The organism is Amycolatopsis sp. WAC 04182, from assembly GCF_003947465.1.
In the GTDB taxonomy this organism is placed as follows: domain Bacteria; phylum Actinomycetota; class Actinomycetes; order Mycobacteriales; family Pseudonocardiaceae; genus Amycolatopsis.
In genome coordinates this window covers 267,238-291,704 of record NZ_QHJJ01000005.1, presented here as the reverse complement: position 1 = coordinate 291,704, position 24,467 = coordinate 267,238, and the positions used below count along the sequence as shown (strand labels likewise).

The following is a 24,467-nucleotide window of genomic DNA, read 5'->3' as shown; positions in this document are numbered from 1 at the left end:
CCGCGACATCATCGAACAGCACTCCTCCGCCGGCCCACTGGAAAGGGCGGTCCCATGACGAACAACCCCTACGCCGTGCCCCCGTACGAGCAAGCTCAGGCCCCGGAGCCTTACGGCGCCCAGCCTAGGCAAGCGAGCCGGGCCGTGCCGCGCGTGCTCAGCGCACTCGGTGGGGTGCTGCTGACGCCGGTCGCTCTCGGCCTGGTGATCTACAGCGGCTCACAACTGCAGCGCAGCCTCGCGCAGTACCTGTCCGTCGGCGAAGACCCGCTCAGCCTGTTCTTGCTGGTCCTCGGCGGCGTGCTCCTGGTCGGCGTCGCGCTCCTCGGGGCGCTGTCCGGGATCGGGCCCGTGGTGGGTGGACTGATGTGGGGCGTGCTGCCGGGACTGACGTTCCTGCTGAGCCCGCAAGACATCATGAGGCTCACCTACGACGTGACCGGGGCGAGCCTCGGGACGGGCTTGGTGACCTGGCTGGTGATGGGCGCCCTGTTCGCGAGCGGATTCCTGCTCGTCGGGGCCGGCCTGGTCGGCACCCTCTCGCGGCGCCGCGCGAATCGCGTTTAGCGGGCTAAACGCGATCCGGCGGAGATCGAAGTGAACCGAAGGGGGCCGGCGTCCGTAGTCCGGTGCAGGGAGGTGACCCGCCCATGTCATCGCACCGGTACGTCGCGGAGTACGACGACGAGGACTACCAGGAGTACGGCGAGTACGAGCAGGAACCGAAGGACCCTCGGAGGCCGTACGAGGACGTCGAGTCGTATGAACCGTACGAGCCCTTCGACGACGACCTGGTGCCCGAAGACCCGCGCGCGGGCCGAGGCGTGCGTCGCGTCCTCAGTGGCGCGGGTGGCCTGATCCTGACGCCGGTCGCCCTCGGCCTGCTGGCCTGGGGCGGCCTGCGGCAGCAGATGCTCGTCCAGGCGACGCTCAGCACCCAGCGTGACGTCCTCAGCATCGGCCTCCTGGTGGGAGGCGGGATCCTGTTGCTGTCGGTCGGGTTGCTCGGCGCGCTGTCGGCGACCGGCCCGATCCTCGGCGGCCTCGTCTGGGGTGTCGCCCCCGGCGTGGCCACGATCGCGGTCCCGGAATGGGGCTTCCGGCTGGTGAAGTACCTGCCGCAGAACGACGTCACCTACGGCGTCACGAGCTGGCTGTTCATCGGCGGCCTGCTCGCGACGGGCTTCCTCCTGATCGGCGCCGGCCTCGCGTCGAGACTCGCCCGGCGGCGCCGCTGAGCGGGCTGGGACCATCGGCGCATGGGTTTGTTCACCGTCCCCGAAGCCCGCGCCGAGCTCGCCCGGCTACGCCCCGTGCTCGACGAGCTGGTCCGGCTCCGCGCCGACGCTGCCGAGCTCGCCGCGTCCCTGCGCCCCGGCGGCCGCGAGACGTCGCTCGGCGGGATGCCGGAATGGAAGGCCGCGCAGGCCCGGCTGGACGACCTGATGACCACCGTCCAGCGGACGGGTGCAGAGCTGAAGGGATTCGCCCCGCTCCTGATCGACTTCCCCGCCGAACTCGACGGCGCCGACGTCCTGCTCTGCTGGCTCGAAGGCGATGCGGAGCTGTCCTGGTATCACCGCGGCGACCTGGGTTTCGCCGGTCGCCGCCGTCTCCCGGATAGGGTCGCGGTCGTGACCGAGGAGATCGCGGCCGGGCTGTTCGACGGCATCGCCGCGCGCTACGACGAAGACACCTTTCACGGCTTGGTCGCCGACGCGCTCGTCGACGGCCTCGGCTGCACGGCACCCGAGCGCGTTCTCGACGTCGCGACGGGGACCGGCGTGGCCGCGTTCGCCGCGCTGCGCCTGGAGCCGGGCGAAGTGCTCGCGATCGACATCTCGCCGGGCATGATCGCCCAGGCCGAGACGAAGGCGGCGACGCACGATCCCGGGAAACGCATCACCTGGCAGGTCGCGTCCGCGGTTCCGTCGCCGGTGGAGGACGAGGGCGCGGACGCCGTGCTGTGCGCGTCTTCGCTGCACTTCCTCGGCGCGGCCGCGCTCCGCGACTGGCTGCGGGCGCTGCGCCCGGGCGGCAGGGTGGGCTTCAGCCTGCCGCTCGCGTCGGCGTTCCGGCCTTCGGAGGCGTTCGCCGCCATCGTCCCCGCCGACCTGAAGCTGCCGGAAACCGAGGACGACGCGGCGGAACTGGCCTCCGAAGCCGGCTTCACCGAGGTGACCGTGAAACGCCTCGACGTCGAGACCGAGGATCGGGTCCGGTCGGTGTTCGTGGTGCACGCGACCAGGCCCTGAGCCCCTACAGCGGCGCGAAGAACGGCACGCACTTCGGCGCGGGCGCGTTCTCCGGGTCGAGCGCCTTGAGGATCAGGCTCGTCACGTTCGGATCGATCGCCTGGCTCAGATGCCCGGACACGTCGGAACCGCACCAGTCCTGCAGCACGATGTCGGTCGCGCCCGGCTCGTCCAGGACGCCGCTGGTGTACGGCGTGACCACTCGATCGTGGCGGCTCACGATGCTCGTGTAGGTCGGCCCCGGCACGGTCACGCCGTCACGGGCGAGGTCGTCGAGGAACTCCGACGGCGCGAGGTATTCGCGGCAGGCCCCGCAGACGCCGTCGGCGAGGAGATCGATGCCGGGCACCGACAGCACGGCTTTGGCGAGGCCGGAGAGGCCGTTGAGCGAAGTGCCTTTGAAGTTCGAGCCGAACCCGACGAAATGCTTCACCTTCTCCGCGCCTCCCCCGAATTTGAGGTAGTACGCGGGCATCGTCGTGCCCTCGGAATGCCCGACGATGTCGACCTTGTCCGCGCCGGTGCTCGCTCGCACACGGTCGACGAACGCGCCGAGTTCGACGGCGCTCTTCCGCATGGAGGCGAGCCCGCCGAACAACTGTCCACCCAGGACGGTGGCGCCGTAGGTCAGCGAATAGACGCAGTAACCGGCGTCCTTGAGCTTCGGCGCGTGGTGGAACCAGTTGGTCGTCGCGTTGCCGCCGAGTCCGTGCACCAGCACCACGGGCTCGGGGTGGCTCGCGCTCGGCACGCACGACCAGTCGTTCCAGCCGCTCGACGGCGCCGCGCTCGCCGCCGCCGGGACGGCGATGGTGAACGTCAGGGCCGCGACAAGCGTGGTGAGGATCCTGCCGGCTCGCATCCTGCCTCCGGTTACTCGTCAGTATGTGATGCGAGTCATCATGCGTCACAAAGCGACGACCGGAACCAGGAGAACGACCAGACTTGCCGGCCGGCTCTTGTGACGGATCACAAGGGCAGCAGCACTCGCCGTTCGATCGGGCTGGACATGACGATCGACGTCGTCGTGGCACCCAGCACGGAGAGGTCCTCCAGCAACTCTTCCAGGTGAGTGGTGTCGCGCACGGCGATCTTGAGGATCCAGCAGTCCTCCCCCACCACATGGTGCAATTCGAGGATCTCCGGCCGGTCCATGATCTTCCGCGTGCGCGGGTGCCGGACGGTGAACCCGCTGTGCGGCGCCATCCGCACGAACGCCCGCAGCCCCAGGCCGATCCCGGCGGGCGAAACGAGCGCCGCGTAGCCGGTGATCGTGCCACTGGCTTCGAGCCGTTTGACTCGCTCGCCGACGGCGGCGGGGCTCAGCGAAACGCGGCGCCCGAGCTCGCTCAGGGTGATGCGGCCTTCCTCCTGGAGGAGTTCGAGGAGTCGCCGGTCGATCACGTCCAGTGAGCTTTCGGTGAAACCGCGATCAGGCCGAGATTCTTTCAGCGATTCCGCCGATTCACCCATGTTCTCCCCTTCAAACGCCCGGATCGCCACCGTAACACTGGTGGACATGAAGAAAGTGCTCGTTCTCGGCGGAAGCCGGTACTTCGGCCGCGGGGTGGTCGAGCGGCTGCGCGACGCCGGCTCGGACGTCACCGTCCTCAACCGCGGCTCCGCACCTGCCCCGTCCGGCGTCGCCCACCTGATCGCCGACCGCGACGACGAGGCCGGGCTGAAGGCCGCGCTGGGTTCCCGTTCCTTCGACGTCGTGCTCGACCAGGTCTGCTACACGCCGGTCCAGGCGGAGATCGCGCGCCGTGTCTTCCGCACGGACCGCTACGTCATGACGTCCACGATCGAGGTCTACGACCAGGTGCGGACGGAGACGCCGATGACCGAATCGCTGGTCTCCCCCGTGCCGATCGACCTCGGGGCATCTTCGTACGACTACGGCGAAGGCAAGCGGCAGGCCGAGACGGTCTTCGCGGCGGGAGACACACCGTTCGCTTCGGTACGCGTCGCGCACGTCCTCGGCGGCGAGGATTTCACCGGGCGGCTGCGCCATTACGTCGAACGGCTGGACGCGGGGGACGCCGTGGACGTCCACGCGGAACCGCGGCCGTCGACGTTCATCCACGCGAGTGAGATCGCGGACTTCCTGAGCTGGGCCACGCTCGCGGACTTCACGGGTCCGGTCAACGCCGGTTCGCACGGCGCGCTTTCCGCCCTGGACATCGCCCGCGCGATCTCGGTCGAGCCCCGGTTCCGAGTCGTCGAGCAGGACGCCTCGCCGTTCTCCTTCGACCGGTACGCCGTCCTGGACACCTCGCGCGCGACCGGCCTCGGCTTCTCCTTCTCCTCCACCACCGATTGGCTCGGCGAAACCGTCGAAGACGCCAGAAAGGCTTGACCCCCATGCGTTACCGCAGCATCGGAGACCTCGAAGTGAGCGCGATCGGGCTGGGCGCGATGCCCCTGTCGATCGAGGGGCGACCGGATCGGGACCGCGCGATCGCCACGATCCACGCCGCGCTCGACGCCGGCGTCACGCTGATCGACACGGCCGACTCCTACCACTGGCACGCGGGCGAAGTCGGCCACAACGAGGAGCTGATCGCCGACGCGCTGGCCGTCCGCGGCGACTCGGACGCGGTGCTCGTCGCGACCAAGGGCGGCCGTGGCCGTCCCGGTGACGGCTCGTGGACCGTCACCGGGACTCCCGCGCACCTCAGGAACGCCTGCGAGGGCTCACTGAAACGGCTCGGCGCCGACACCATCGGGCTCTACCAGCTGCACAAGCCCGACGAGAACGTGCCGTGGGCGGAGTCCGTCGGTGCGATCAAGGAACTGGCCGGCGAAGGCAAGATCCGGCTCGCCGGGATCTCCAACGTCTCCCGCGCGCAGATCCTCGAAGCGCGGGACATCCTCGGCGAGACACTGGTTTCGGTACAGAACGAGCACGCGCCCGCGAATCTGTCGCACGAACCGGAACTGGCCCTGTGCGCCGAACTCGGGCTCGCCTACCTGCCGTGGGGCCCGCTCCGCGGCATCGGCGGGGAATTCCTTTCCGTGGCCGAAGATCTCGGCGTCAGCCCGCAGCGGGTGTGCCTGGCCTGGCTGCTCGCGAAATCGCCGTCGATGATCGCGATCCCCGGTTCGACGAGGCCCGCGACCATCCGCGATTCGGCGGCCGCGGCCGATCTCGTGCTCACCACCGAAATGCTGGCTCGCTTGCCGTGATCAGGCTCCGGCCACCAGCGCCACGCCCAGGCCGATCATCGTCGCGGCGACCAGCCCGTCGAGCACCCGCCACGACGACGGCTTGCGGAAGAACCCGCTGAGCAGCCGCGCGCCGAAACCGAGCGCGAGGAACCAGATCACGCTGGCCGACACCGCCCCCACGCCGAACGCCCACCGGTCGCTGCCGTGCCCGGCCGCGATCGCGCCGAGCAGCAGGAGCGTGTCGAGGTAGACGTGCGGATTCAGCCAGGTGATCGCCAGCGTGGTCAGCACGATGCGGCGCAACGATCCGCCGGTCTCCGGGCCGCCGGTCTCCAGCGTGGACGGCTTGAACGCGCGACGGGCCGCGAGAGCGCCGTAGCAGAGCAAGAAAGCACCGCCGACCAGCGCGACGATGGTCAGCGCTTCGGGTGACGTCCCCACCAGCGCGCCGACCCCGCCGACGCCGAGGCTGACCAGGATGGCGTCGGAGAAGATGCAGATCAGCACCACGACGAGCACGGCTTCGCGCCGGATGCCCTGGCGCAGCACGAAGGCGTTCTGCGCGCCGATCGCGACGATGAGGGCCATGGTGGCGCCGAACCCGGCGACCGCGCTGAACAGAACGTCTCCCATGCGGACAACACTAGGAAGCCGTTCGTCAACAGTACAGCTAAAGATTCTTACGTAAGATTAGCGTTCGTGATGACAGATCTGCCCCTCGACCTGGTCCGCACGCTGCTGGTGGTCGCCGACGAAGGCACCTTCGACGCCGCTGCCTCGGCGCTGCACGTGACCCCGTCGGCGATCAGCCAGCGCGTCAAGGCGCTCGAACAGCGCACCGGCCGTGTCCTGCTGATCCGCACGAAACCGGTACGCCTGACCGAATCCGGGCAGGCGGTGGTCCGGTTCGGCCGTCAGGTGGCGCTGCTGGAGGCCGACACCCGGGCCGAACTCGGCCTGACCACCGGCGACGAGCCGGTCCGCCTGCCGATCGCGGTGAACGCCGATTCGCTGGCGACCTGGTTCCTGCCCGCCCTCACGAGGGTGCCGTCCGAGCAGAAGATCTGCTTCGAACTGCATCGTGAGGACCAGGACCACACCACGACCCTGCTGCGGGAGGGCCTGGTGATGGCCGCCGTCACGTCGTCACCCGATCCGGTCGCGGGGTGTTCGGTGCACCGGCTCGGGCACATGCGCTACCTCGCCGTCGTGAGCCCGGCGCTCGGCACGGACCTCGACCTCGCCGAAGCACCCGTCGTCGTCTTCGACCGCCGTGACGACCTCCAAGACCGCTTCGCTCGCGAGCGCGGCACGATCGCGAGCAGGCTGCGGCATTACGTCCCGTCGTCCGAGGGGTTCTTCGACGCCGTCGCGGCGGGGATGGGCTGGGGCATGGTGCCGCTCGCGCAGATGGGCGACCGGCTGCGCGACGGCACTTTCGCCTGTCTCGACCCCGGTCACCCGATCGACGTACCGCTGTTCTGGCAGCAGTGGAAACTCGACTCCCCAGCGCTGGCGGCGGTTTCGGCCGCCATCACCACGGCGGCCGCGGAGCTGCTGGTCGACCCACAAGGATGAAGACGCGCGGATGGGCCGGGTCGTGAGATCCTGGGCGCAGGACGCGCGCATGGCGGGTAGCCGCCGCGCCACCTCTGATCCGGGAAGATGATGCCATGCCGAACGAGCTCCGACTGACCGGCGACGCCGACGCCGACAAGCTGCTCAATGACGATCCGTTCGCCCTGGTGACCGGGCTCCTCCTTGATCAGCAGTACCCCATGGAACACGCCTTCCGGGGACCGAAGAAGATCGCCGACCGGATGGACGGCTTCGACATCCGCAAAATCGCCGAAGCCGACACCGAGACCTTCGTCGAGCTTTGCGTCACCCCGCCCGCCATCCACCGCTATGGCGGCTCCATGGCCCGGCGCGTCCAAACCCTCGCCCGGCACATCATCGAGCACTACGACGGCGACACCACCGCGATCTGGACGGCGGGCCGCCCCAAACCCAACGGCGAAGAGGTCCTCAAACGCCTCAAAGCCCTCCCCGGCTACGGAGAACAAAAAGCCAAGATCCTCCTCGCTCTCCTCGGCAAACAACTGGGCGTCCAGCCCAAAGGCTGGCGCGCCCTCGCCGGCGCGTACGGCGACCGCGGCTCGCGCCGCTCCATCGCCGACGTCACCAGCCCCGAAACCCTCGCCCAGGTCCGCGCCTTCAAGAAAGCGGCCAAAGAAGCGTCCCGGGCGAGCGCCGGATAAGCACGGATCAGGAGGGGCGTTTGACGGACTGCTTGTGCCGGAAGACGTCCTTCGGGTCCCACTTGGCCTTGACCTGTTGCAGGCGGGCGTAATTGCCCTTGTAGTACAGGTCGTGCCAGGGGACCTTGGACGTGTTGTACGCGGGGTCGGACAGGTCGGTGTCGGGGTAGTTGACGTAGCAGCCGTCGGTGCGGTCGTTGGGCACCGGGACTCCCCCAGTGGCGCCGTAGAGCTCGGCGTAGAACTTACGGGTCCAGGCCAGGTTCTTCGCGTCGTCGCCGGGGGCGGACCAGAAGGTCTGGCAGAGCGCCTGGAAGGCCGAGCTCCGGTGCGGGGCGGCGGTCGCGGCCGAGTCCACGGCGTTCACCTTCCCGCCGTACGGAAGCAAAAGCAGCATCGCGTTCGGGTTGTCGATCGTGGTGCTCGTGAGATGCTTGTGGATGACCGCCACGTCCGCGTCGGTGAAAGCCTTGCGGTGGTAGGCCGACTTGTGGTCCGCCCGTAGCGTCGGATTCGTCAGCATGGGCGAATTGGTCGCGAGCAGCCGGACCGACTGGAACCACGGCAACCGCTGGGCGTTGACCAGCTGCGGCATCGCGCTGTATTCGCCCACGGTTCCGTTCAGCGGACGCATTGTCGCCGACACGCCGTCGCGGATTTCGGTCACGAAATCCTCCAGTATCCGCTCGGCGTTCGGAGCGTCGCCGTCGACCTGGACGAACATGCCCACATTGCCGTTGGACCTGTGATTCAGGGCGAGCGACGCCGACAAGGCCGTACCCGGCGAATCCGGTGCGCTGTTGCGCTCGTGCCATCCGCTGAAGTTCTTCACCAGCCTGGCGAATTTCGCCTCGGTGAGGTCCGCCCACGAGAACGACATCGCGTTGACCAGCACGGTCGACGGCGGTTTGGGCAGAGCACTGGCCGGGTCCGCACCGCTCACGCCGGGCGAACGGAGCCAGTAGCGGGTGATCACGCCGAAGTTCCCGCCGCCGCCTCCGGTGTGCGCCCACCACAGATCGCGGTGGGGATCGGCGGGCTCGCGGGTCGCCACGACACTGCGCGCCTTGCCCGCTTGATCGACCACCACGACCTCGACGGCGTACAGATGGTCGACGGTGAGCCCGAGGCGCCGGGACAACGGGCCGTCGCCGCCGCCGCAGATGTGCCCGCCCGCGCCCACCGAGTAGCACCGTCCACCGGGGAGGGTCACCCCCCAGCCCTTGTACAGGGTGGCGTACAGATTCAGCAGTCGCGCACCGGGTTCGACGGCGAAGGCCTTCATGACCGGGTCGTAGTGGACCGAGTCCATTTCGGACATGTCGATCACCGTGCGCACATCGGCGTTGCTGACGAAGTCCTCGTAGCAGTGCCCGCCGCTGCGCACGGCGATCCGCCTGCCCGACGTGACCGCGGCCTGTACGGCGTCGACGACCTGCTGGGTCGAACCGACCAGCTGGAAACAGTCGGGTGAGCCCACCCAGCGCTGGTTGTTCCCGGTGATCAATTCGCCGTAGCGAGGATCGCCCGGCTTGACGGTGAAGGGGCCGAACACGTCGGCCGTACGGTCGGTCGCGTTCGCGGTGCCCGCACCGAGGAACGGGAGCGAGGCGGCGCCGACGGCCAGCCCCGCGGTCGCACTGAGAAATGCGCGCCTGCCCTTTCCGCGCGCGGCATCGCCGATTCTTTCGTCCATTGTTTTTCCCCACTGAAGTCTCGTCTGATACGGCGCCGGAGATCAGGGCAGAACAAGATGACGGCCGTCGCCATCGCGACGAGCCGTCGGAGAATATGCGCCGCTGCCCCCACAGCACCCCAGCCTCGGCGGGCCCCCATGCCACCAAGTGAGCGCGAGCCTACCAGAGCACCGCGGCCATTGGTGGCGCATTCGGAGTAGCCCGTAACAGGAATCACGGACAACGCACATGAGTAACGACTGGGCTACTATCGGGGGTGGCCTATGGGGGGTGTCTATGCGGTGAGTTCACGGCGTCGCGCCGGTATGCCTGGAGCGATTTCACGGAGTGAGACGCGCGGGTCCCGTCCCTTATCGTTTCACCGACGGCTCCGTCAGGTCGCCCATTGTCTGCCGCGTCGATCCACGCCGTCTGGAATTCATCGCGAGTACACCAAACGACAATGTCCGACCCTTCAGGGGGGAACTGTGCCACCAACCAACCGAGATGTTCTCGAGTCGGCGCAAGTAGCACCGAAGACGCAGGCCCGCGCCGACCAGGTGCTGATCTCTCGCCTTGGCCTGCGTATTCCGCCCAGCCTCACCTATGGCGACTGGGAACGAGCAGGACTACAGCTTTCCCGCATCTTCGATTCGTCGGCCTGGTGCCTCGGCGACTGGCTGGTCTGCGGTCAGGAGAACTACGCGGATCGTTATGTCCGGGCCATCGACGCCGCGGGGCTCGACTATCAGACCCTGCGCAACTATGCCTGGGTCACGCGCCGATTCCGGCTGGAGAGACGCCGGGAACTGCTGAGTTTCCAGCATCACGCCGAGGTCGCCGCACTCGACGCCGCGGAACAGGACCATTGGCTGGACCGCGCCGAGAAAGAGAGATGGTCGCGCAACGAGCTACGCCGACGGCTGCGCGGGACCAAACCGAACAAGAAGGCGGCCTCGGAATCGACTTCGGTGATACCGAGATTGGCCGTCGCCAAGGAACGCGTCGAGCGCTGGCGGGCCGCCGCACAGCAGGCGGACGATCACCTGGAGAACTGGATGGTACTGATACTGGACCGGGCGGCGGAGGATATATTGAGTACGAAATCGACGTGATGACGGTAAATGCCTGTCGGCGGAGCCGAGCTGCTCTCCGATAGGGATATTACACGTGAACGCGGTTTCGGCAGAGCCCGATCGACGGCCGGAAGTCCGTCCCGCTGGCGGGACGGACTTCCGGGGCGGTCGCCTGTCCGGGCGAATGCGGGATTCGGTCACCTGAGACCGGGCGACGGTATGACGATCCAGCACGACTATTTCCGCTGAAGCGGTGGAGGACACTTCTCATGACGACGAAGACGACGCGTGTCGCTGTGGTGACCGGAGCCGGAAGGGGAATCGGCCTGGCGATCGTTCGCGCGCTGGTCGAAGACGGATTCACGGTCGTCGCGGGCAGCCGCACCGTGACCGCCGGATTGAAGGAATCGACGGCGGACGCGCTCGAGGCCGATCTCGGCCATCCCGACGAGCCCGCCCGCGTCGTGCGGCACGCTCTCGACCAGCACGGCGGGATCGACCTGCTGGTCAACAATGTCGCGGGCACGTCGACGCCGCCCGGCGGATTCCTTCAGCTCGACGACGAGGCATTCCTGCACACCTTCAACGTGACGTTCATGTCGAACGTCCGCGCCACGCGGGCCGCGCTGCCGAGCCTGCTGGAGCGCCGCGGCGCGGTGATCAACATCAGTTCGGTCAACGCGAAACTGCCCCAGCCGCGGCTGGTCGCGCAATCCGCGGTCAAGGCCGCGGTGTCGAATCTCGGCAAGGCGCTCGCCGAGGAATTCGGCGGGCAGGGGCTGCGGGTGAACACCATTTCGCCCGGACCGGTGTGGACCGACCTGTGGACTTCGCCCGGCGGTCCCGGCGAAATGATCGCCAAGCGGGCGGGTGCCACGCTGGACACGTTCAAGGATCAGCTGCCCGCCACCGTCGGCACCTCGACCGGCGAATTCGCCGACCCGGAGGAGATCGCGGCGCTCGTGGTGTTCCTCGCCTCCGGCAAGGTGGCGAATATGAGCGGCGCGGATCTGGTGATCGACGGCGGGATGATGAAGACCGTCTGAGCCTGCTGACCGAAAAGGCCCCTTTCGCCGAAGCGAAAGGGGCCTTTCGGTGTTCCGTGGTGTGGCGGGATTCAGCGCCCCGCGGCGGATTTCGCCGCCTGCGCCGTCGCGGCTTCGGCGGCGCGGGGCCGTCCCACGAAGAACGCGGACGCGACCAAGCCGGCCAGCAGGACCAGTGCAGGCAGGTACATGGACTCACTGAGCGCGGTACTCAGCTTGTCCAGCACCGGTTCGCGCAGTTCGGGTGGCAGGTCGCGCACACTGGTGCCGTCACCGACTTCGCCGATCGGACCGGCCGGAAGTCCCTGTGCCGCGATGCGCGTCGACAGCAGCGCACTGATGGCGGCCGAGCCGAGCGTGAAGCCCATCTGGCGGGTGGTCAGGAACACGCCGGAGCCGGCTCCCGCCTGGTGCATCGACAGGTTCCGGATGGCGTTGGCCGCCAGCGGCGCCCAGACGAAGGCGTTCGCGATACCGGCGATGGCGCCGAGGACGACGAACAGCGCCAGTGACGAGTCCGGCGTCATGATCTGCGTGTAGCCGAACAAGGTCCCGGCGAACAACGTGAACCCGATGGTCGGGATCATCCGCGGCGGCAGCCGATCGGCGATCTTGCCGACGAAGGGCGCGAGCAGGCCGGTGAGGATCGCCATCGGCGCGAAGACCATCGCCGACTTCGTCGGTGACAGGTCCCGCACCTGCTGCAGATAGAAGTAGGCGACCACGAACAGGCCGTTGACGGCCGCGGCCATCGACGTGACGGCCACATTGGACAGTGAGAAGTTGCGGTCCTTGAACAGGCTCAGCGGCACCAGCGGTTCCCGCGTGTTGCGGGACTGGTTGACGACGAACAGGATCAGCACCGCGACGCCCGCGACGATCAGCGCCCAGATGACGAAGTCCCAGTTCCGGGCGTTGCCCTCCTGGATGCCGAACACCAGCAGGAACATTCCGATCGCGGACAACGCCATACCGGTGATGTCGAACTTGTGCTCCCGGGTCTCCAGCGCGGGCACCAGCCAGACCGCCAGCACGAAGGCGATGATGCCGATCGGCACGTTCACGTAGAAGATCCATTGCCAGCCCTGCCAGTCCACCAGCACGCCGCCCACGATCGGGCCGACCAGCGCCGCCAGCCCGGCCGCGCCGCCCCAGAGGCCCATGGCCGCGCCACGCTTGTCCGGCGGGAAGGTCCGGGTGATGACGGCCATGGTCTGCGGCGTCATCAGAGCCGCGCCCAGTCCCTGCACGACGCGCGCCGCGATCAGCATGTCGATACTGGTGGACGCCCCGCACCAGAGGGAGGCCCCGGTGAACACCACCAGGCCGAGCAGGTAGACGTTCTTGGGGCCGAAGCGGTCGCCGAGCCGCCCGGTGATCAGCAGCGGCACCGCGTAGGCCAGCAGGTACGCGCTGGTGGCCCAGATGGCCTGGGAGATGTCGGCGTGCAGGTCCGCCATGATCGCCGGGTTGGCCACCGCGACGATGCTCATGTCCAGCAGCAGCAAGAAGAAACCGACGATGACCGCGTAGAGCGCGGGCCACGGGTTGGATTTCGAGGACATGGCTTCCGTTCTGGTCGTCGGTCGCGTTTCGGGCCGGGTGAAGGGGACTTTCGCCGCATCGCATGCGGGGAAAGTCCCCTTCACACCAGGTCAGGCCTGGCCGGCGCGAAGAGCTTCCTCGCGGGCGAGTTCGCGCCCCTTGGCCAGTACCTGCTCGACGAGATGGGCGATCGTCGTGCGGCCGAGCCGTTCCTCCATGGCCTGTTCGGCTTCCCGGAACTCCGCGTCGAGCAGCGCGCGCATATGGCGGCCGACATCGCACGTGGTGCTCGGCGGATGGGCATGGCGGGTCAGGATCGGTCCCTGTTCGACCGCGGTGTACGCGTCGTAGAGCGTGATCTCCCCAGGAGGGCGGGCCAACGTCCAACCGCCGCCGCGCCCCTCCGTGGAGCGCACCAGCCCGGCGTCGCGGAGGCTGCCGAGAATGCGGCGCACCAGCACCGGATTGCTCACCAGGCTGTCCGCGATCTCCGCGGACGTCAGCGAATCGTCCCAGCGCGCCAGCATCGTCAGTGCGTGAATGGCCGCCGCGCTCCTGCTGCTGAGAGCCACCTGTCCCCCCTCCCAAACTGCAACCAGTATAGTTTCAGTTGGAACAGGCGTCAACGACGGGGTGCGCGCCGTCCCGATCGGGCGCGAAGCGGCGGATTCGCCGCCGATAGCGGGCAGGCGCATTTGTCCCGCTGGCGAGACGGCCGGGAAACGGCAGACCTACTCAGGTGCCCGTTGTTCTGCTAGATTCGGTGATCGAATCCGCCGCGAAATCCAGCGGTATTCGGCGAGCGAATTCGCCGCCCATACCCAGCGGCAGGTAATGGTCGAACGTCGCCAGTCAGGCAATCAAGTTTCGGCGGTCTTGGCTCATTGGGGGAGGCTCTGGTGCGGAATGAGCTACCGGTGATTTCGGCCGAATCGGCTTTGCAACAGCCGGAATGGCCCGATCACCAGCACGTGCGAATGGTGAGAGAAGTACTCGCCGATCGGCCGCCTTTGGTGGCCGCGGAAGATGTCCGGACGTTGGGTTCCCACTTGCCCATGGTCGCGGCGGGTGAACTCCTGGTCGTGCAGACGGGTGACTGTGCCGAGGATCCGGCGGAATGCACGCCGGGGTACGTGGCCCGCAAGATCGCCCTCCTGGACATGCTGGCCGGAGCGCTGAAGATGGCCACGGGCAAGCCCGTACTGCGAGTGGGGCGGATCGCGGGCCAGTTCGCCAAACCGCGGTCCAGGCCGACCGAGCGGGTCGGCGGTGTCGACCTGCCCGTCTATCGCGGCCACCTGGTCAACAGCCCGGAACCGGACCCGTTGCTTCGCAGGCCGGACCCGGATCGCCTGCTCGACGGCTACGACGCGGCGAACACGGCGATGGAGTACCTGCGCCTGCGCAACGGCGAACGGCCCGAAGCGTCGGTCTGGACCAGCCACGAGGCACTGCTGCTCGACTACGAGCTGCCGATGCTGCGCCGGACCGAGGCCGGCCGGTGGCTGCTCACCTCGACGCACTGGCCGTGGATCGGCAATCGCACCAACCAGCTGGACGGTGCCCACGCCGCACTGCTGGCCACGATCGACAACCCGATCGCCTGCAAGGTGGGGCCGGACATGACGCCGGACGCGCTGGTCGCGCTCTGCGAGCGGCTCGACCCCTTCCGCACCCCCGGCAGGCTCACCCTCATCGCCAGGATGGGCGTCGGGAACGTGGCCGAGCGGCTGCCGCCGCTGGTCGCCGCGGTCCGCGAGGCGGGCCACCGGATCGGCTGGCTCACCGACCCCATGCACGGCAACACCGTGAGCGGCCCGGACGGGCTGAAGACCCGGTTCGTGGAAACCGTCGCACGGGAGATCGCCGAATTCGGGCGCGCGGTGGCCGCGGGGCGAGGAGTGGCCGCCGGGCTGCATTTGGAGACCACACCCGACGAGGTCACCGAATGTGTCGCCGACGAGTCGATGATCGGCCACGTCGGCGACAAATACACCAGTTTCTGCGATCCGAGGCTCAACCCGAAACAGGCCATCGAAGTGATTTCCGCCTGGCGCCGATAGCGCATGGGCGAATTCGGATCCGTATTCCTTTTCCCTGTCGTCGTGTCAGCAGAATCGAGGTCTTTGTAATGGGCGGGACAGAGTGGGCGCAATACGTCGAGACGTCGATCGAGGTGGCGGGCGATCCGCTCGACCTGTCGGCCAGGCTGGCCGAGGCGGGCCCGCACGGCGAATTCGTCATCTACGAGAAGGACGGGCACTGGTCCTATGCCGGCGGGGTGCTCGCCGAGGTGATCCTCGACCGGGACGGCGCCCGGCTCGGCGGCGTGCGGACCGCGCGACTGCCCTGGAGTGAGCGGCCGTTGCGTCAGGTCAAGGAACTGCTCGCCATGGTGCCGATCCGGGGCTGGCGGGCGTACGGCGCCGCGACGTTCGAGCTGTCCTACGCCAAGGACGGTGATCGCGAGCATGTGGACGGCCAGCCCCTGCTGCATCTCGTGGTGCCGAAGAGCGAGGTGCGCATCGGCTCCGGCCGGGCATGGGTGCGCTCCACTGACCCGGACACCCTCGCCGTCCTCGTCGACCTGCTCGCCCGCCCGGTCGAAGGCCGGGAGAGCGACGCGGTTCCGCTCGACGTCAGGCAGACCGGCCGCGACGAGTACCGCGACGCGGTCGCGGGCGCGGTGAAGGACATCGCCGACGCGCGGCTGCAGAAGGTGATCCTGTCCCGGCTCGTGCGGGTGGACGAGGACATCGACCTGGTCGGCACCTACGTGCTCGGTCGCCGCCGGAACACCCCGGCCCGGTCCTTCCTGGTCCGGCTCGGCGGCCTGGAGGCCGCCGGATTCAGCCCGGAGATCGTGGTCAGCGTGACCGAGGACGGCACGGTCGTCAGCCAGCCCTTGGCAGGCACCAGGGCGCTCACCGCGGACGCCGCGACCAACGACCGGCTGCGCGGGGAACTGCTGTCGGACGAGAAGGAGATCTACGAGCACGCGATCTCGGTGAAGGTCGGCAACGACGAGCTGCTCACCGTCTGCGAACCGGACTCGGTCGGTGTCCGCAACCTGATGACGCTGGAGGAACGGGGCAGTGTCCAGCACATCGCCTCCCGGGTGACCGGCAAGCTCTCCGCCGGTCACGACGCTTGGGACGCCTTCGCCGCCGTCTTCCCCGCGGTGACCGCGTCCGGGGTGTCGAAAGAGGCCGCGTACGAGGCCATTCGCCGCTACGAGACCGAGCGCCGCGGCCTGTACAGCGGCGCCGTGCTGACCGTGGACGAGTCGGGAGCGATGGACGCCGCGCTGGTGCTGCGGACCGTCTACCGCCAGGACGGCCGGACCTGGCTGAGGGCGGGCGCGGGCATCGTCGGCCAGTCGCAGCCGGACCGGGAGTTCGAGGAGACCTGCGAGAAGCTCGACAGCGTCGCGCGTTTCCTGGTCGCCGCCGAGATCAAGGCGGAGGTGCCCGCGTGAGGACGGAGGACGTCTATCTCGCCGGGATCGGCAGCGTCCTGCCGGACCGGGTGAGCACCGAACACGCGGTGGCGCAGGGCTGGTACGACGAGGCGGCCCGTGAGGCGTCGGGGATCCTGTCGGTCACGGTCGCCGGGCCGAGGCCCGCGCCGGACATGGCGGTCGAGGCCGCGAACCTCGCGATCCGGCGGTCCGGCCGGGCCGCGGACGATTTCGGGGTCCTCCTGCACAGCCACGCCCACCACCAGGGCCCGGACGCCTGGTCGCCGGCGCACTACATCCTGAACAACACCCTGGACCGGCCGATCCCGGCGATCGAGGTCAAACAGGGCTGCCTCGGCGGGCTGGCCGCGGTCGAACTCGCCGCGACCCGGCTGCTGGCCAATCCCAGCCACCCGGCCGCGCTCGTGACCGCCGCGGACAACTTCTCCATCCCGCTGGTGGATCGCTGGCGCACCTCCTCGGCGTTCGTGCTCGCCGACTCCGCCGCGGCGGTGGCCCTGTCCCGCGGCGGCGGGTTCGCCCGGCTGCTGGCGATCGGTTCGGTGTCCGACGCCCGGATGGAGGCACTCGACCGCGGCGGCGACCCGCTGTTCCCGCCGGGGGTGACCGTCGGAGAGCCGCTGGACTTCACCAAGCGGCGGGAATACATGCGCGAGCAGTGGGCGCAGGGGGTCACCCCGCCCATCGGCTACTTCGGCGACAAGATCGTCGCCGTCACCGAATCGGTGCTCAAGGAAGCGGACGTCACCTTCGACGAGATCGCCAGGGTCGCGCATCCCGGTTTCGGCTGGGAATCGCTGGAAACGATGTTCCTCGACCCGCTGGGGATCGACTCCGAACGCGGGATCTGGGACTACATCAGGCGAATCGGGCACGCCGGGGTGACCGAGGTGTTCCTCGGGCTCGAGCAGCTGTGGACCTCCGGGCAGGTCGGTCCCGGTGACCGCGTGCTCCTGGTGTCCTCGGGCGCGGGCGCCTCCATGGGCGCCGCCGTCGTCGAAATCCTCACCGCCCACCAGCCAGCGACGGAGAACTGACGTGTTGGAAGGATGCACCCCGTGGCCCGCCGATCCGGCGCGGCGCTACCGGGAAGCCCAACTGTGGCGGGGCGAAACACTCGGCACCCTGCTGCGGACGGCCGCCGCCGAGTACGGCGAGACCACCGCGCTGGTACACGGCGACCGCCGGATCGGTTACGCCGAACTCGACCGCTGGGCGGATCGGATGGCGGCCGGGTTCGCCCGGTACGGCATCGCCCCCGGTGACCGGGTCGTGGTTCAGCTGCCCAACGTGCCGGAGTTCGTCGCGGTGTGTTTCGCCCTGTTCCGGCTCGGCGCCAAACCGGTGTTCGCGCTGACCGCGCACCGTTCACAGGAGATCGGGCATCTGTGCCGGATCACGGGCGCGGTGGCGTATGTGCTGCCCGGCGTGCACCGCGGGTTCGACCACCGGGTGCTGGCGAAGGAGGTCCGCTCGGGAGCGCCGTCGCTCCGGCTGTTGTTCAGCCTCAGCGGCAAGGGCGGCGATGTCATCGATCTGTCCACTGTGGACGCCGAACCCGGCGAACTCGCCGAACAGGACCCGTCGGACGCGGCGTTCTTCCTGCTCTCCGGCGGGACGACGGCACTGCCGAAGGTCATCCCGCGCACCCACGACGACTACGCCTACCAGGTCCGCGCCACGTCCGCGGTGCTCGGAATGTCCACTTCGGACGTTTACCTCGCGGTTCTGCCGTTGGAGTTCAACTTCACCTGGGGCTGCCCCGGAGTGCTCGGCACGCTGGTCTCCGGCGGCACGGTGGTGCTCGCCGACGACCCGACGGCCGACGACTGTTTCGCCCTGATCGCCGGCGAGCGCGTCACCGTGACGTCGGTGGTGCCGAGTATCGCCCAGCTGTGGCTGGAGGCGGCGGAGTGGTCCGAGGCGGACCTGTCGAGCCTGCGGGTCGTCCAGATCGGCGGCGCCAAACTGCAGCGGTCGGTCGCCGAACGGATCACCCCGGTCCTCGGCTGCGAGCTCCAGCAGGTCTTCGGCATGGCCGAGGGACTGCTCACCCTCACGAGGCTCGGCGACGCACCGGAGGTGGCACTGGGCACCCAGGGCAGGCCACTGTCCGAAGAGGACGAACTCCGGATCGTCGGCCCGGACGATCGCGAGGTCGCCGACGGCGAGATCGGCGAACTGCTCACCCGTGGCCCCTACACCTTGCGGGGCTACTACCGCGCGCCCGAGCACAACGCGATCGCGTTCACCGAGGACGGCTTCTACCGCAGCGGGGACCTCGCCCGGCTGACCGCCGACGGCGATCTGGTCATCGAGGGCCGGATCAAGGACGTGATCATCCGGGGCGGCGACAAGATCTCCGCGGCGGAGGTGGAGGGGCATCTGCTCGGGTATCCGGGAGTGCTCCGCGCGGCGGTGGTCGGCGTGCCGGACGACTTCCTCGGGGAACGGACCTGCGCCTACCTCGTGGTGACCGGTGAACGCCCGTCGCTGCCCGACCTCAAACGCGCACTGCACGACTGCGGGCTGGCCGGCTACAAGCTTCCCGACCGGGTCGAGTTCGTCGACGAACTCCCGGTCACCCCCTTGGGGAAGGTCGACAAGGTCGCGCTGGTCCGGCTCGCCGAGCGAGCCCGTCTGTCGGTAACGAACCGGAAAGGCTGACATGGACACCGATCCCGCGTCGAAGACGCAACCACCCGGCGAGCAGGAACTGCGCGAACTCCTGGCACCGTTGCTCGACACCCGGCCCGAAGATGTTCCCGGCGACGCCAACCTGATCCTGCTGGGCCTGACTTCGATCGACATGATGCGGCTGGTCGGCCGCTGGCGCCGGGCGAAGGTGCCGGTCGTCTTCGAAGAGCTGGCCTCCGACCCCACGCTGAACGGCTGGCTCGCCCATTTCGACGGGCTGCGGACATGAACGGCGGCATGGTGGTCGCCGATCTCGACCAGGCGTCCGTCGTCCACGGTGTGCACGGCGCGGACGGCGCCTCCGAATGGAAGGCGTTCGCCCGCCGCCATGACCTGTTCGGGCACTGGGAGGCGGTCGAATGGGCCGCGTTGCCGCCCGGCGGGATCAGCGGCGAACACGTGCACACCCGGACCGAAGAGCTGTATTTCATCATCTCCGGCACGGGGACCATGCTCCTCGACGGTCAGGAGCACCCGGTGCGGGGCGGTGACCTGATCCTGAACGGCATCGGCACCCGGCACGGCCTGATCAACGCCGGGGACGACCGGCTGACCTGGCTCGTCATCGAAGTGGTCGGCCCACGGATGGCCGCCGTCTATTCCGAACACCAGAAACCGACCGAAACAGGGGGACGATGATGAGCAACGCCGTGGTGATCAATCTTCGCGAGGTGCGGGAAATCGACGCGCGCGTCTTTCTGAGCGGGCCGCTCGGCCGGATCCGGCTGCCGCAGTTCGAGCCGGGACAGCGGGAGACGCTGGTCGCCGAGGACCAGGAGCACACCCTGTTCATCGTGCGCGGCAACGGAACCGCGGTGACCGGATCGACGACCGTCCCGCTGCGCGCCGGCGTCGCGCTGACCCTGCCGTTGGGCAGCAAGGTCACGGTGGAAGCGGGCGACGAGGGCTTGGAACTGTTCATCGCCAGCCTCGCCACACCGCAGACCGCCGGAGCGGCGCGGTGATCGTCACCAACGCCGATGGACTGAGCCGGACCGAGGACGGCGGCGCCTGGCGCTGTCTGGCCCGGCGCGGCATGCTGCACAGCGAATGCGAGGCCTTCGACTATCTCCGCTTGCCGCCGGGCGGTACGCGGGACGGGCGCGGCAGGGAAGGTGTCGACGCGGTCTGGTTCGTCCTGAGCGGTGAAGGGGAATTCAGCGGCGGCGCCGAGGATTCCGTCCCGTTGCGCCCTGGTGACCTGGTCTTCTGGTCCGGGGGGACGCGCGGGTCGCTGCACAACCCGTCCGGCGGACATCTCGAACTGCTGTCCTTCGCGGTGCTGCCCACCGCGGTGACCGACCGGCTTCCCGCCCGGATCCCGGTGGCGCCCGCCCCCTTGACCGGAGCCGACCATGGCTGACCGGCTGATCGTCACGACCCTGGACGAGCTGTCCGAGGTCTACGAAATGCACGGCGGCGAGAAGGTCGCCCGGTGGAAATGCCTTGCCAGGCGGAACAATCTGTTCGGGGCGTGGGAAGCGGTCGAGTGTTCCTTCCTGCCCGCGGGCGGGGCCAGCGGCGTGCACCTGCACAGCCGGACCGAGCAGTTCGACTACGTGGTGTCCGGCAGCGGCGTGATGACGATCGACGGCGTCGACCATCCGGTCACCGCCGGCGATCTGCTCACCACCTGCCTCGGCACCCGGCACGGCATCCGCAATGTCGGTGACGAAGACCTGATCTGGCTGGTCATCGAGGTTTCCGGGCCGGGAATGGTGCCGGAGGTACCCGCGCAGGACACCAGTGGCGACCGCGCCGAGGTGATCAAGCTCCGCGAGGTCCGCGAGGTCGACGCGCTGGACTATCTGTCCGGACCGCTTCGGCGGGCACGGCTGATCGAGCTCGGCCCCGGGCAGTCCGAGACCTTGGTCGCCGACGAGCAGGAGCACGTGCTTTTCACGCTCGGCGGCACCGGGTCCGCGACGTCCGCCTCCACCACCGTCCCGTTGCGCTACGGGGTATCGGTCGGCGTGCCGTTCCGCGGTTCCGTCACGGTCGAGGGCGGGCCGGACGGGCTGGAGTTCTTCGTGGTCAGCCTGGTCGTCCCGGCGAACGCGGGAGGTGCGGAATGATCGTCTCGAATTCCGGTGACGGACTCACCCGGACCGTCGACGGCAGCGCCGGGGAAGCGCTGTGGCGATGCCTCGGGCGCCGCGGAATGTTGTTCAGTGAATGCGAATCCTTCGATTTCGTCCGGCTCGCGCCGGGGGCGGTTCTCGACGAACGCGGCCGGGGCGACATCGAGGAAGCCTGGTTCGTGCTTCGCGGCAAGGCCGAGTTCGTCGAAGACGGCCGAGATCCGCTGCTCGCCCGCGAAGGCGAACTGGTCATCTGCGCGCACGGGGCGGCCGGCCGGTGGCGGAACATCGGCGATTCCCCGCTGGAAATGCTGTTCCTGGCGTTGATGCCCGCTTCGGTGAGCCTGCGGTTGCCGACCCGGACACCGTCCGACTGACCTGGGAAAGGAGAGTCCTATGAGTCACCAGCGAATCGAGGTCGACGTTCTCGTCGTCGGTTCCGGGCCGGTGGGCGCGACCTTCGCGCGGACGCTCGTCGAAGGCGGACGCAGTGTCCTGATGGTGGACGCCGGACCGCAGCTCTCCAGCCGTCCGGGCGAGCACCTGAAGAACCACTTCGCCTACCAGCACAGTCACGAACGCTTCGGCGGTTTGGTCGGCGGGCATCTGCACCCGCTGTCGGTTCCGGCCGCCGAACCTGCCGAGCCGGACCGGTTGATCAGCCTGGACGCGGGCGTCGCCACCTACGCGGTCGGCGGGATGGCCACCCATTGGACCGGCGTGACCCCCCGGCACCATCCCTCCGTCGAGCGGTCCGACGCCTTCACCGCCGCCGAGTGGGACCGGCTCTACGGCGACGCCGAAGCACTGCTCGGCACCGGAACCGACCTGACCGCGGACGCGGTCTCGCATCAGGTCGTCCTGGACGCGCTCGCCGCGGAATACCGGGAACTGCCCGACGGCTACGGGGTGCGGCATCTGCCGATGGCGGCGCGACGGCGCGCCGACAACCCCCGGCTCGTGCGGTGGACCGGAACGGACACCGTTCTCGGCCCGCTCGCGGAGGGTGGCAGGGACGATTTCGTGCTGCGCGAACAGCATCTGTGCCGCCGTCTCGTGCCATCGGCGGACGGCGGGCGGATCGAGTACGCCGAGATCGAGGACCATCGCGACTGGCGGACGCTGCGGGTCACGGCGAACACGTACGTCCTCGCCTGCGGCGCCGTGCTCACCCCGCAGTTGTTGTACGCCTCCGGAATCCGTCCGCCGGCGCTCGGCCGCTACCTCACCGAACAGCCGGTCGCCTTCTGCCAGGTCGTGCTCCGCGACGACCTCGTCGCTCGTGTGGCGGCCGACGAGCGCTTCGCCGAGCGGGTCGCCGCCCACCGGGCGCGCCATCCCGCCGACCCGTTGCCCATCCCGGTGGACGACGCCGACCCGAACGTCTGGATCCCGGTGTCGCCGGACCGCCCGTGGCACTGCCAGATCCACCGCGACCTGCCCTACGCCGATCTGGTGCCGAACCGGGAAATCGACGGCAGGCTGGTGGTCGACCTGCGCTGGTTCGGGCTCGTCGACCCGCGCCCGGAGAACCGGGTGCGGTTCTCCGACACCGAACAGGACGTCTTCGGCCTGCCACGACCGGGCTTCGACTTCTCGCTCGGCGACCGGGATCGTGCACGGCAGCATCGGATGATGGCGGACCTGCGGCGGGCCGCGGCCGCGCTCGGGCCGTACCTGCCAGGGTCGGAACCACGCTTCATCGTTCCCACCCTTCCGTTGCACATCGCGGGAACCACCCGGATGGGCACCGACGCGGACACCAGCGTGGTCGACCCCGGTTCGCAGGTCTGGGGCGTCGACAACCTCTATCTCGGCGGAAACGGCCTCATCCCGACCCCCAACGCGAGCAACCCGACACTGACCAGCGTCGCGATGGCCCTGCGGGCGGCGCGCGGAATTCTCGGCTCCGAACATCCATTCTCGGCGGAAAGGCGCGCAGATGAGCGGCCCCGGCTACTTGTTCCTCGGTGATGAAGAGAAGGCGTTGGTCGAACGCGCGCTGGACACCTGGCAGCTGAACAGGTACCGGTTCGACGAGACCGCCGAGCCGTCCATGGTGTTCACGCTCGAACGCGAATTCGAGCAGCGCACCGGCGCCGCCCACTGCCTGGCGGTGAACAGCTGCACCTCCGCGCTGCTCACCGCGCTCGCGGCCTTGGGCGTCGGCCCTGGCGACGAGGTGATCGTCCCCGGCTACACGTTCATCGCGTCCATCGCCGCCATCGTCCACCGCGGCGCGGTCCCGGTGCTCGCCGAGATCGACGAGTCGCTGACCCTCGACCCCGAGGACGTGGCGCGCCGGATCACCCCCGCGACCAAGGCCATCCTCGCGGTGCACATGCTGGGGGCGCCCGCCGCGCTGGACGAACTGCGGCGGATCGCGGACGACCACGGCCTGTTCCTGATCGAGGACGCCGCACAGGCCACCGGCGGCCGGTACCGGGGCCGTGCCCTCGGCACCATCGGCGACGCCGGCGCCTTCTCCCTCAACCTGTTCAAAATCATCACCAGCGGTGACGGCGGGCTTCTCACGGTCGCGGACGACGCCGTCTACGAACGCGCGTTCGCCTTCCACGACCACGGGTTCAAACCGATGCGCCACGGCATCGCCGACGCCGACTCGCTGTTCGGGCTGAACCTGCGGATGCACGAACTGAGCGGCGCCGTCGCGCTCGGTCAGCTGCGCAAGATCGACCTCATCCTGGAAACGCTGCGCAAGCAGAAGACCGCGCTGTCCGAGGCGATCGGTGAGCTGCCCGGCGTCGAACGCAGGCGGCTCAACGATCCGGATGGCGAATGCCACTCCTTCTTCGTCCTGCGGTTCGAGACCGTCGAGGTGGCGCGGGCGGTGGCGGCCAAGCTCGGCACGTCCACGCTCATCGACTCGGGCCGTCACTACTACGGGAACATGCCGCAGCTGATCAGCCGCCGCATGCCCACCGCGTCGGAACATCCCTTCGGGTGCCCGGCCCATCCCACCGAGGCGCGGTACGAGCCGCACATGCTGCCCCGTACCGACGACATCCTCGGCCGGTCGATCACGCTTTCGGTCGGCGTGGTCGACGCCTATCTCGGCGCCGGATTCGGCATCACCCCGCTCTCGTCGTCCGACGAGATCGCGGCCGTCGCCGCCGCAGTGAAGTCAGCCGTCAACGAAGTGGTCGCGAGGACGTGA

Annotated in this window: 27 protein-coding genes; 21 read left to right on the top strand and 6 right to left on the bottom strand. The window is 68.9% G+C overall.

From position 1 onward, the window contains the following. Positions 1-54: 54 nt before the first annotated feature. The 3 genes from DMH01_RS27350 (at position 55) to DMH01_RS27340 (ending at position 2,255) form a co-directional block, all read left to right on the top strand. Positions 55-567, top strand: coding sequence for a hypothetical protein (locus DMH01_RS27350; RefSeq protein WP_233621690.1), 513 nt, complete (start codon positions 55-57; stop codon positions 565-567). Between the two features lie 83 nt (positions 568-650). Continuing rightward, a complete protein-coding gene (locus DMH01_RS27345) occupies positions 651-1,238 on the top strand; it encodes a hypothetical protein (protein WP_125680077.1) in 588 nt (195 codons plus the stop codon). Between the two features lie 21 nt (positions 1,239-1,259). After that, complete coding sequence (locus DMH01_RS27340) at positions 1,260-2,255, top strand: DUF2203 family protein (protein WP_125680076.1); 996 nt, start codon at positions 1,260-1,262, stop codon at positions 2,253-2,255. Between the two features lie 4 nt (positions 2,256-2,259). On the opposite strand, the gene DMH01_RS27335 is transcribed toward DMH01_RS27340, so the two are convergent. After that, positions 2,260-3,117, bottom strand: a complete 858-nt coding sequence (locus DMH01_RS27335) for an alpha/beta fold hydrolase (RefSeq protein ID WP_125680075.1) — start codon at positions 3,115-3,117, stop codon at positions 2,260-2,262. Positions 3,118-3,224: 107 nt separating this feature from the next. After that, the gene (locus tag DMH01_RS27330) at positions 3,225-3,728 is read right to left on the bottom strand and encodes an Lrp/AsnC family transcriptional regulator (RefSeq protein ID WP_125680074.1); all 504 of its coding nucleotides are present in this window, start codon (positions 3,726-3,728) and stop codon (positions 3,225-3,227) included. 46 nt (positions 3,729-3,774) lie between these two features. Between DMH01_RS27330 and DMH01_RS27325 the strand changes: the two genes are divergently transcribed. Both DMH01_RS27325 and DMH01_RS27320 read left to right on the top strand, forming a co-directional pair. Continuing rightward, complete coding sequence (locus tag DMH01_RS27325; RefSeq protein ID WP_125680073.1) at positions 3,775-4,614, top strand: NAD-dependent epimerase/dehydratase family protein; 840 nt, start codon at positions 3,775-3,777, stop codon at positions 4,612-4,614. Positions 4,615-4,619: 5 nt separating this feature from the next. Next, positions 4,620-5,444, top strand: a complete 825-nt coding sequence (locus tag DMH01_RS27320) for an aldo/keto reductase (protein ID WP_125680072.1) — start codon at positions 4,620-4,622, stop codon at positions 5,442-5,444. On the opposite strand, the gene DMH01_RS27315 is transcribed toward DMH01_RS27320, so the two are convergent. Further along, the gene (locus DMH01_RS27315; protein WP_125680071.1) at positions 5,445-6,059 is read right to left on the bottom strand and encodes a LysE/ArgO family amino acid transporter; all 615 of its coding nucleotides are present in this window, start codon (positions 6,057-6,059) and stop codon (positions 5,445-5,447) included. A 66-nt stretch (positions 6,060-6,125) separates the two neighbouring features. Between DMH01_RS27315 and DMH01_RS27310 the strand changes: the two genes are divergently transcribed. Next, positions 6,126-7,004, top strand: a complete 879-nt coding sequence (locus tag DMH01_RS27310) for a LysR family transcriptional regulator ArgP (RefSeq protein WP_125680070.1) — start codon at positions 6,126-6,128, stop codon at positions 7,002-7,004. 95 nt (positions 7,005-7,099) lie between these two features. Further along, a complete protein-coding gene (locus tag DMH01_RS27305; protein ID WP_125680069.1) occupies positions 7,100-7,687 on the top strand; it encodes an HhH-GPD-type base excision DNA repair protein in 588 nt (195 codons plus the stop codon). Between the two features lie 7 nt (positions 7,688-7,694). Here the strand turns inward: DMH01_RS27305 and DMH01_RS27300 are convergent, their stop codons facing one another. After that, positions 7,695-9,383 carry an FAD-binding oxidoreductase gene (locus DMH01_RS27300; RefSeq protein WP_233621689.1) on the bottom strand — a complete coding sequence of 563 codons (1,689 nt, stop codon included), beginning with the start codon at positions 9,381-9,383 and terminating at the stop codon, positions 7,695-7,697. A gap of 468 nt (positions 9,384-9,851) precedes the next feature. Here DMH01_RS27300 and DMH01_RS27295 point away from each other — a divergent pair, with 468 nt between their 5' ends. Then, positions 9,852-10,478 carry an LmbU family transcriptional regulator gene (locus DMH01_RS27295; protein WP_233621688.1) on the top strand — a complete coding sequence of 209 codons (627 nt, stop codon included), beginning with the start codon at positions 9,852-9,854 and terminating at the stop codon, positions 10,476-10,478. A 230-nt stretch (positions 10,479-10,708) separates the two neighbouring features. Further along, positions 10,709-11,485, top strand: a complete 777-nt coding sequence (locus tag DMH01_RS27290) for an SDR family NAD(P)-dependent oxidoreductase (RefSeq protein ID WP_233621687.1) — start codon at positions 10,709-10,711, stop codon at positions 11,483-11,485. Between the two features lie 71 nt (positions 11,486-11,556). Here DMH01_RS27290 and DMH01_RS27285 read toward each other — a convergent pair whose 3' ends face one another. Together DMH01_RS27285 and DMH01_RS27280 are read right to left on the bottom strand one after the other, a co-directional pair. Beyond that, entirely contained in the window at positions 11,557-13,050 is a 1,494-nt protein-coding gene (locus tag DMH01_RS27285) for a DHA2 family efflux MFS transporter permease subunit (protein ID WP_125680068.1), read from the bottom strand. A gap of 90 nt (positions 13,051-13,140) precedes the next feature. Beyond that, positions 13,141-13,602, bottom strand: coding sequence for an Rrf2 family transcriptional regulator (locus DMH01_RS27280; protein WP_233621686.1), 462 nt, complete (start codon positions 13,600-13,602; stop codon positions 13,141-13,143). Between the two features lie 327 nt (positions 13,603-13,929). On the opposite strand from DMH01_RS27280, the gene DMH01_RS27275 reads away from it, so the two are divergent. From DMH01_RS27275 to DMH01_RS27220, 12 genes are all read left to right on the top strand, one after another. Beyond that, a complete protein-coding gene (locus tag DMH01_RS27275) occupies positions 13,930-15,093 on the top strand; it encodes a 3-deoxy-7-phosphoheptulonate synthase (protein ID WP_370323557.1) in 1,164 nt (387 codons plus the stop codon). Positions 15,094-15,161: 68 nt separating this feature from the next. Continuing rightward, positions 15,162-16,508: a salicylate synthase gene (locus DMH01_RS27270; RefSeq protein WP_125680067.1), complete on the top strand. Its 1,347-nt coding sequence runs from the start codon at positions 15,162-15,164 to the stop codon at positions 16,506-16,508. Then, positions 16,505-17,548: a ketoacyl-ACP synthase III family protein gene (locus tag DMH01_RS27265; protein WP_125680066.1), complete on the top strand. Its 1,044-nt coding sequence runs from the start codon at positions 16,505-16,507 to the stop codon at positions 17,546-17,548. The genes DMH01_RS27270 and DMH01_RS27265 overlap by 4 nt, the downstream gene beginning before the upstream one ends. Position 17,549: 1 nt before the next feature. Next, positions 17,550-19,178, top strand: coding sequence for a (2,3-dihydroxybenzoyl)adenylate synthase (locus DMH01_RS27260; RefSeq protein ID WP_199745644.1), 1,629 nt, complete (start codon positions 17,550-17,552; stop codon positions 19,176-19,178). Between the two features lies 1 nt (position 19,179). After that, a complete protein-coding gene (locus tag DMH01_RS27255; protein WP_125680065.1) occupies positions 19,180-19,437 on the top strand; it encodes a phosphopantetheine-binding protein in 258 nt (85 codons plus the stop codon). Next, positions 19,434-19,847 carry a cupin domain-containing protein gene (locus DMH01_RS27250; RefSeq protein WP_125680064.1) on the top strand — a complete coding sequence of 138 codons (414 nt, stop codon included), beginning with the start codon at positions 19,434-19,436 and terminating at the stop codon, positions 19,845-19,847. The genes DMH01_RS27255 and DMH01_RS27250 overlap by 4 nt, the downstream gene beginning before the upstream one ends. Further along, on the top strand, positions 19,847-20,173 hold the full coding sequence (locus DMH01_RS27245) for a hypothetical protein (RefSeq protein WP_125680063.1): 327 nt from the start codon (positions 19,847-19,849) through the stop codon (positions 20,171-20,173). The genes DMH01_RS27250 and DMH01_RS27245 overlap by 1 nt, the downstream gene beginning before the upstream one ends. Next, on the top strand, positions 20,170-20,571 hold the full coding sequence (locus tag DMH01_RS27240) for a cupin domain-containing protein (RefSeq protein ID WP_125680062.1): 402 nt from the start codon (positions 20,170-20,172) through the stop codon (positions 20,569-20,571). Before DMH01_RS27245 ends, DMH01_RS27240 begins: the two co-directional genes overlap by 4 nt. Then, complete coding sequence (locus tag DMH01_RS27235) at positions 20,564-21,283, top strand: cupin domain-containing protein (protein ID WP_125680061.1); 720 nt, start codon at positions 20,564-20,566, stop codon at positions 21,281-21,283. The genes DMH01_RS27240 and DMH01_RS27235 overlap by 8 nt, the downstream gene beginning before the upstream one ends. Then, positions 21,280-21,666 carry a cupin domain-containing protein gene (locus tag DMH01_RS27230; protein ID WP_125680060.1) on the top strand — a complete coding sequence of 129 codons (387 nt, stop codon included), beginning with the start codon at positions 21,280-21,282 and terminating at the stop codon, positions 21,664-21,666. Before DMH01_RS27235 ends, DMH01_RS27230 begins: the two co-directional genes overlap by 4 nt. A 19-nt stretch (positions 21,667-21,685) precedes the next feature. Then, positions 21,686-23,263, top strand: a complete 1,578-nt coding sequence (locus tag DMH01_RS27225) for a GMC oxidoreductase (RefSeq protein ID WP_125680059.1) — start codon at positions 21,686-21,688, stop codon at positions 23,261-23,263. Beyond that, complete coding sequence (locus DMH01_RS27220) at positions 23,232-24,467, top strand: DegT/DnrJ/EryC1/StrS aminotransferase family protein (RefSeq protein ID WP_125680058.1); 1,236 nt, start codon at positions 23,232-23,234, stop codon at positions 24,465-24,467. The genes DMH01_RS27225 and DMH01_RS27220 overlap by 32 nt, the downstream gene beginning before the upstream one ends.

Bases quoted from the DNA above. Each gene is read 5' to 3' on its own strand.
- DMH01_RS27255 (WP_125680065.1), top strand. From the start codon at position 19,180: ATGGACACCGATCCCGCGTCGAAGACGCAACCACCCGGCGAGCAGGAA.
- DMH01_RS27225 (WP_125680059.1), top strand. From the start codon at position 21,686: ATGAGTCACCAGCGAATCGAGGTCGACGTTCTCGTCGTCGGTTCCGGG.
- DMH01_RS27315 (WP_125680071.1), bottom strand. From the start codon at position 6,059: ATGGGAGACGTTCTGTTCAGCGCGGTCGCCGGGTTCGGCGCCACCATG.
- DMH01_RS27250 (WP_125680064.1), top strand. From the start codon at position 19,434: ATGAACGGCGGCATGGTGGTCGCCGATCTCGACCAGGCGTCCGTCGTC.
- DMH01_RS27305 (WP_125680069.1), top strand. From the start codon at position 7,100: ATGCCGAACGAGCTCCGACTGACCGGCGACGCCGACGCCGACAAGCTG.
- DMH01_RS27330 (WP_125680074.1), bottom strand. From the start codon at position 3,728: ATGGGTGAATCGGCGGAATCGCTGAAAGAATCTCGGCCTGATCGCGGT.
- DMH01_RS27270 (WP_125680067.1), top strand. From the start codon at position 15,162: ATGGGCGGGACAGAGTGGGCGCAATACGTCGAGACGTCGATCGAGGTG.
- DMH01_RS27335 (WP_125680075.1), bottom strand. From the start codon at position 3,117: ATGCGAGCCGGCAGGATCCTCACCACGCTTGTCGCGGCCCTGACGTTC.
- DMH01_RS27285 (WP_125680068.1), bottom strand. From the start codon at position 13,050: ATGTCCTCGAAATCCAACCCGTGGCCCGCGCTCTACGCGGTCATCGTC.
- DMH01_RS27220 (WP_125680058.1), top strand. From the start codon at position 23,232: ATGAGCGGCCCCGGCTACTTGTTCCTCGGTGATGAAGAGAAGGCGTTG.
- DMH01_RS27320 (WP_125680072.1), top strand. From the start codon at position 4,620: ATGCGTTACCGCAGCATCGGAGACCTCGAAGTGAGCGCGATCGGGCTG.
- DMH01_RS27235 (WP_125680061.1), top strand. From the start codon at position 20,564: ATGGCTGACCGGCTGATCGTCACGACCCTGGACGAGCTGTCCGAGGTC.
- DMH01_RS27230 (WP_125680060.1), top strand. From the start codon at position 21,280: ATGATCGTCTCGAATTCCGGTGACGGACTCACCCGGACCGTCGACGGC.
- DMH01_RS27290 (WP_233621687.1), top strand. From the start codon at position 10,709: ATGACGACGAAGACGACGCGTGTCGCTGTGGTGACCGGAGCCGGAAGG.
- DMH01_RS27345 (WP_125680077.1), top strand. From the start codon at position 651: ATGTCATCGCACCGGTACGTCGCGGAGTACGACGACGAGGACTACCAG.
- DMH01_RS27325 (WP_125680073.1), top strand. From the start codon at position 3,775: ATGAAGAAAGTGCTCGTTCTCGGCGGAAGCCGGTACTTCGGCCGCGGG.
- DMH01_RS27300 (WP_233621689.1), bottom strand. From the start codon at position 9,383: ATGGACGAAAGAATCGGCGATGCCGCGCGCGGAAAGGGCAGGCGCGCA.
- DMH01_RS27340 (WP_125680076.1), top strand. From the start codon at position 1,260: ATGGGTTTGTTCACCGTCCCCGAAGCCCGCGCCGAGCTCGCCCGGCTA.
- DMH01_RS27350 (WP_233621690.1), top strand. From the start codon at position 55: ATGACGAACAACCCCTACGCCGTGCCCCCGTACGAGCAAGCTCAGGCC.
- DMH01_RS27245 (WP_125680063.1), top strand. From the start codon at position 19,847: ATGAGCAACGCCGTGGTGATCAATCTTCGCGAGGTGCGGGAAATCGAC.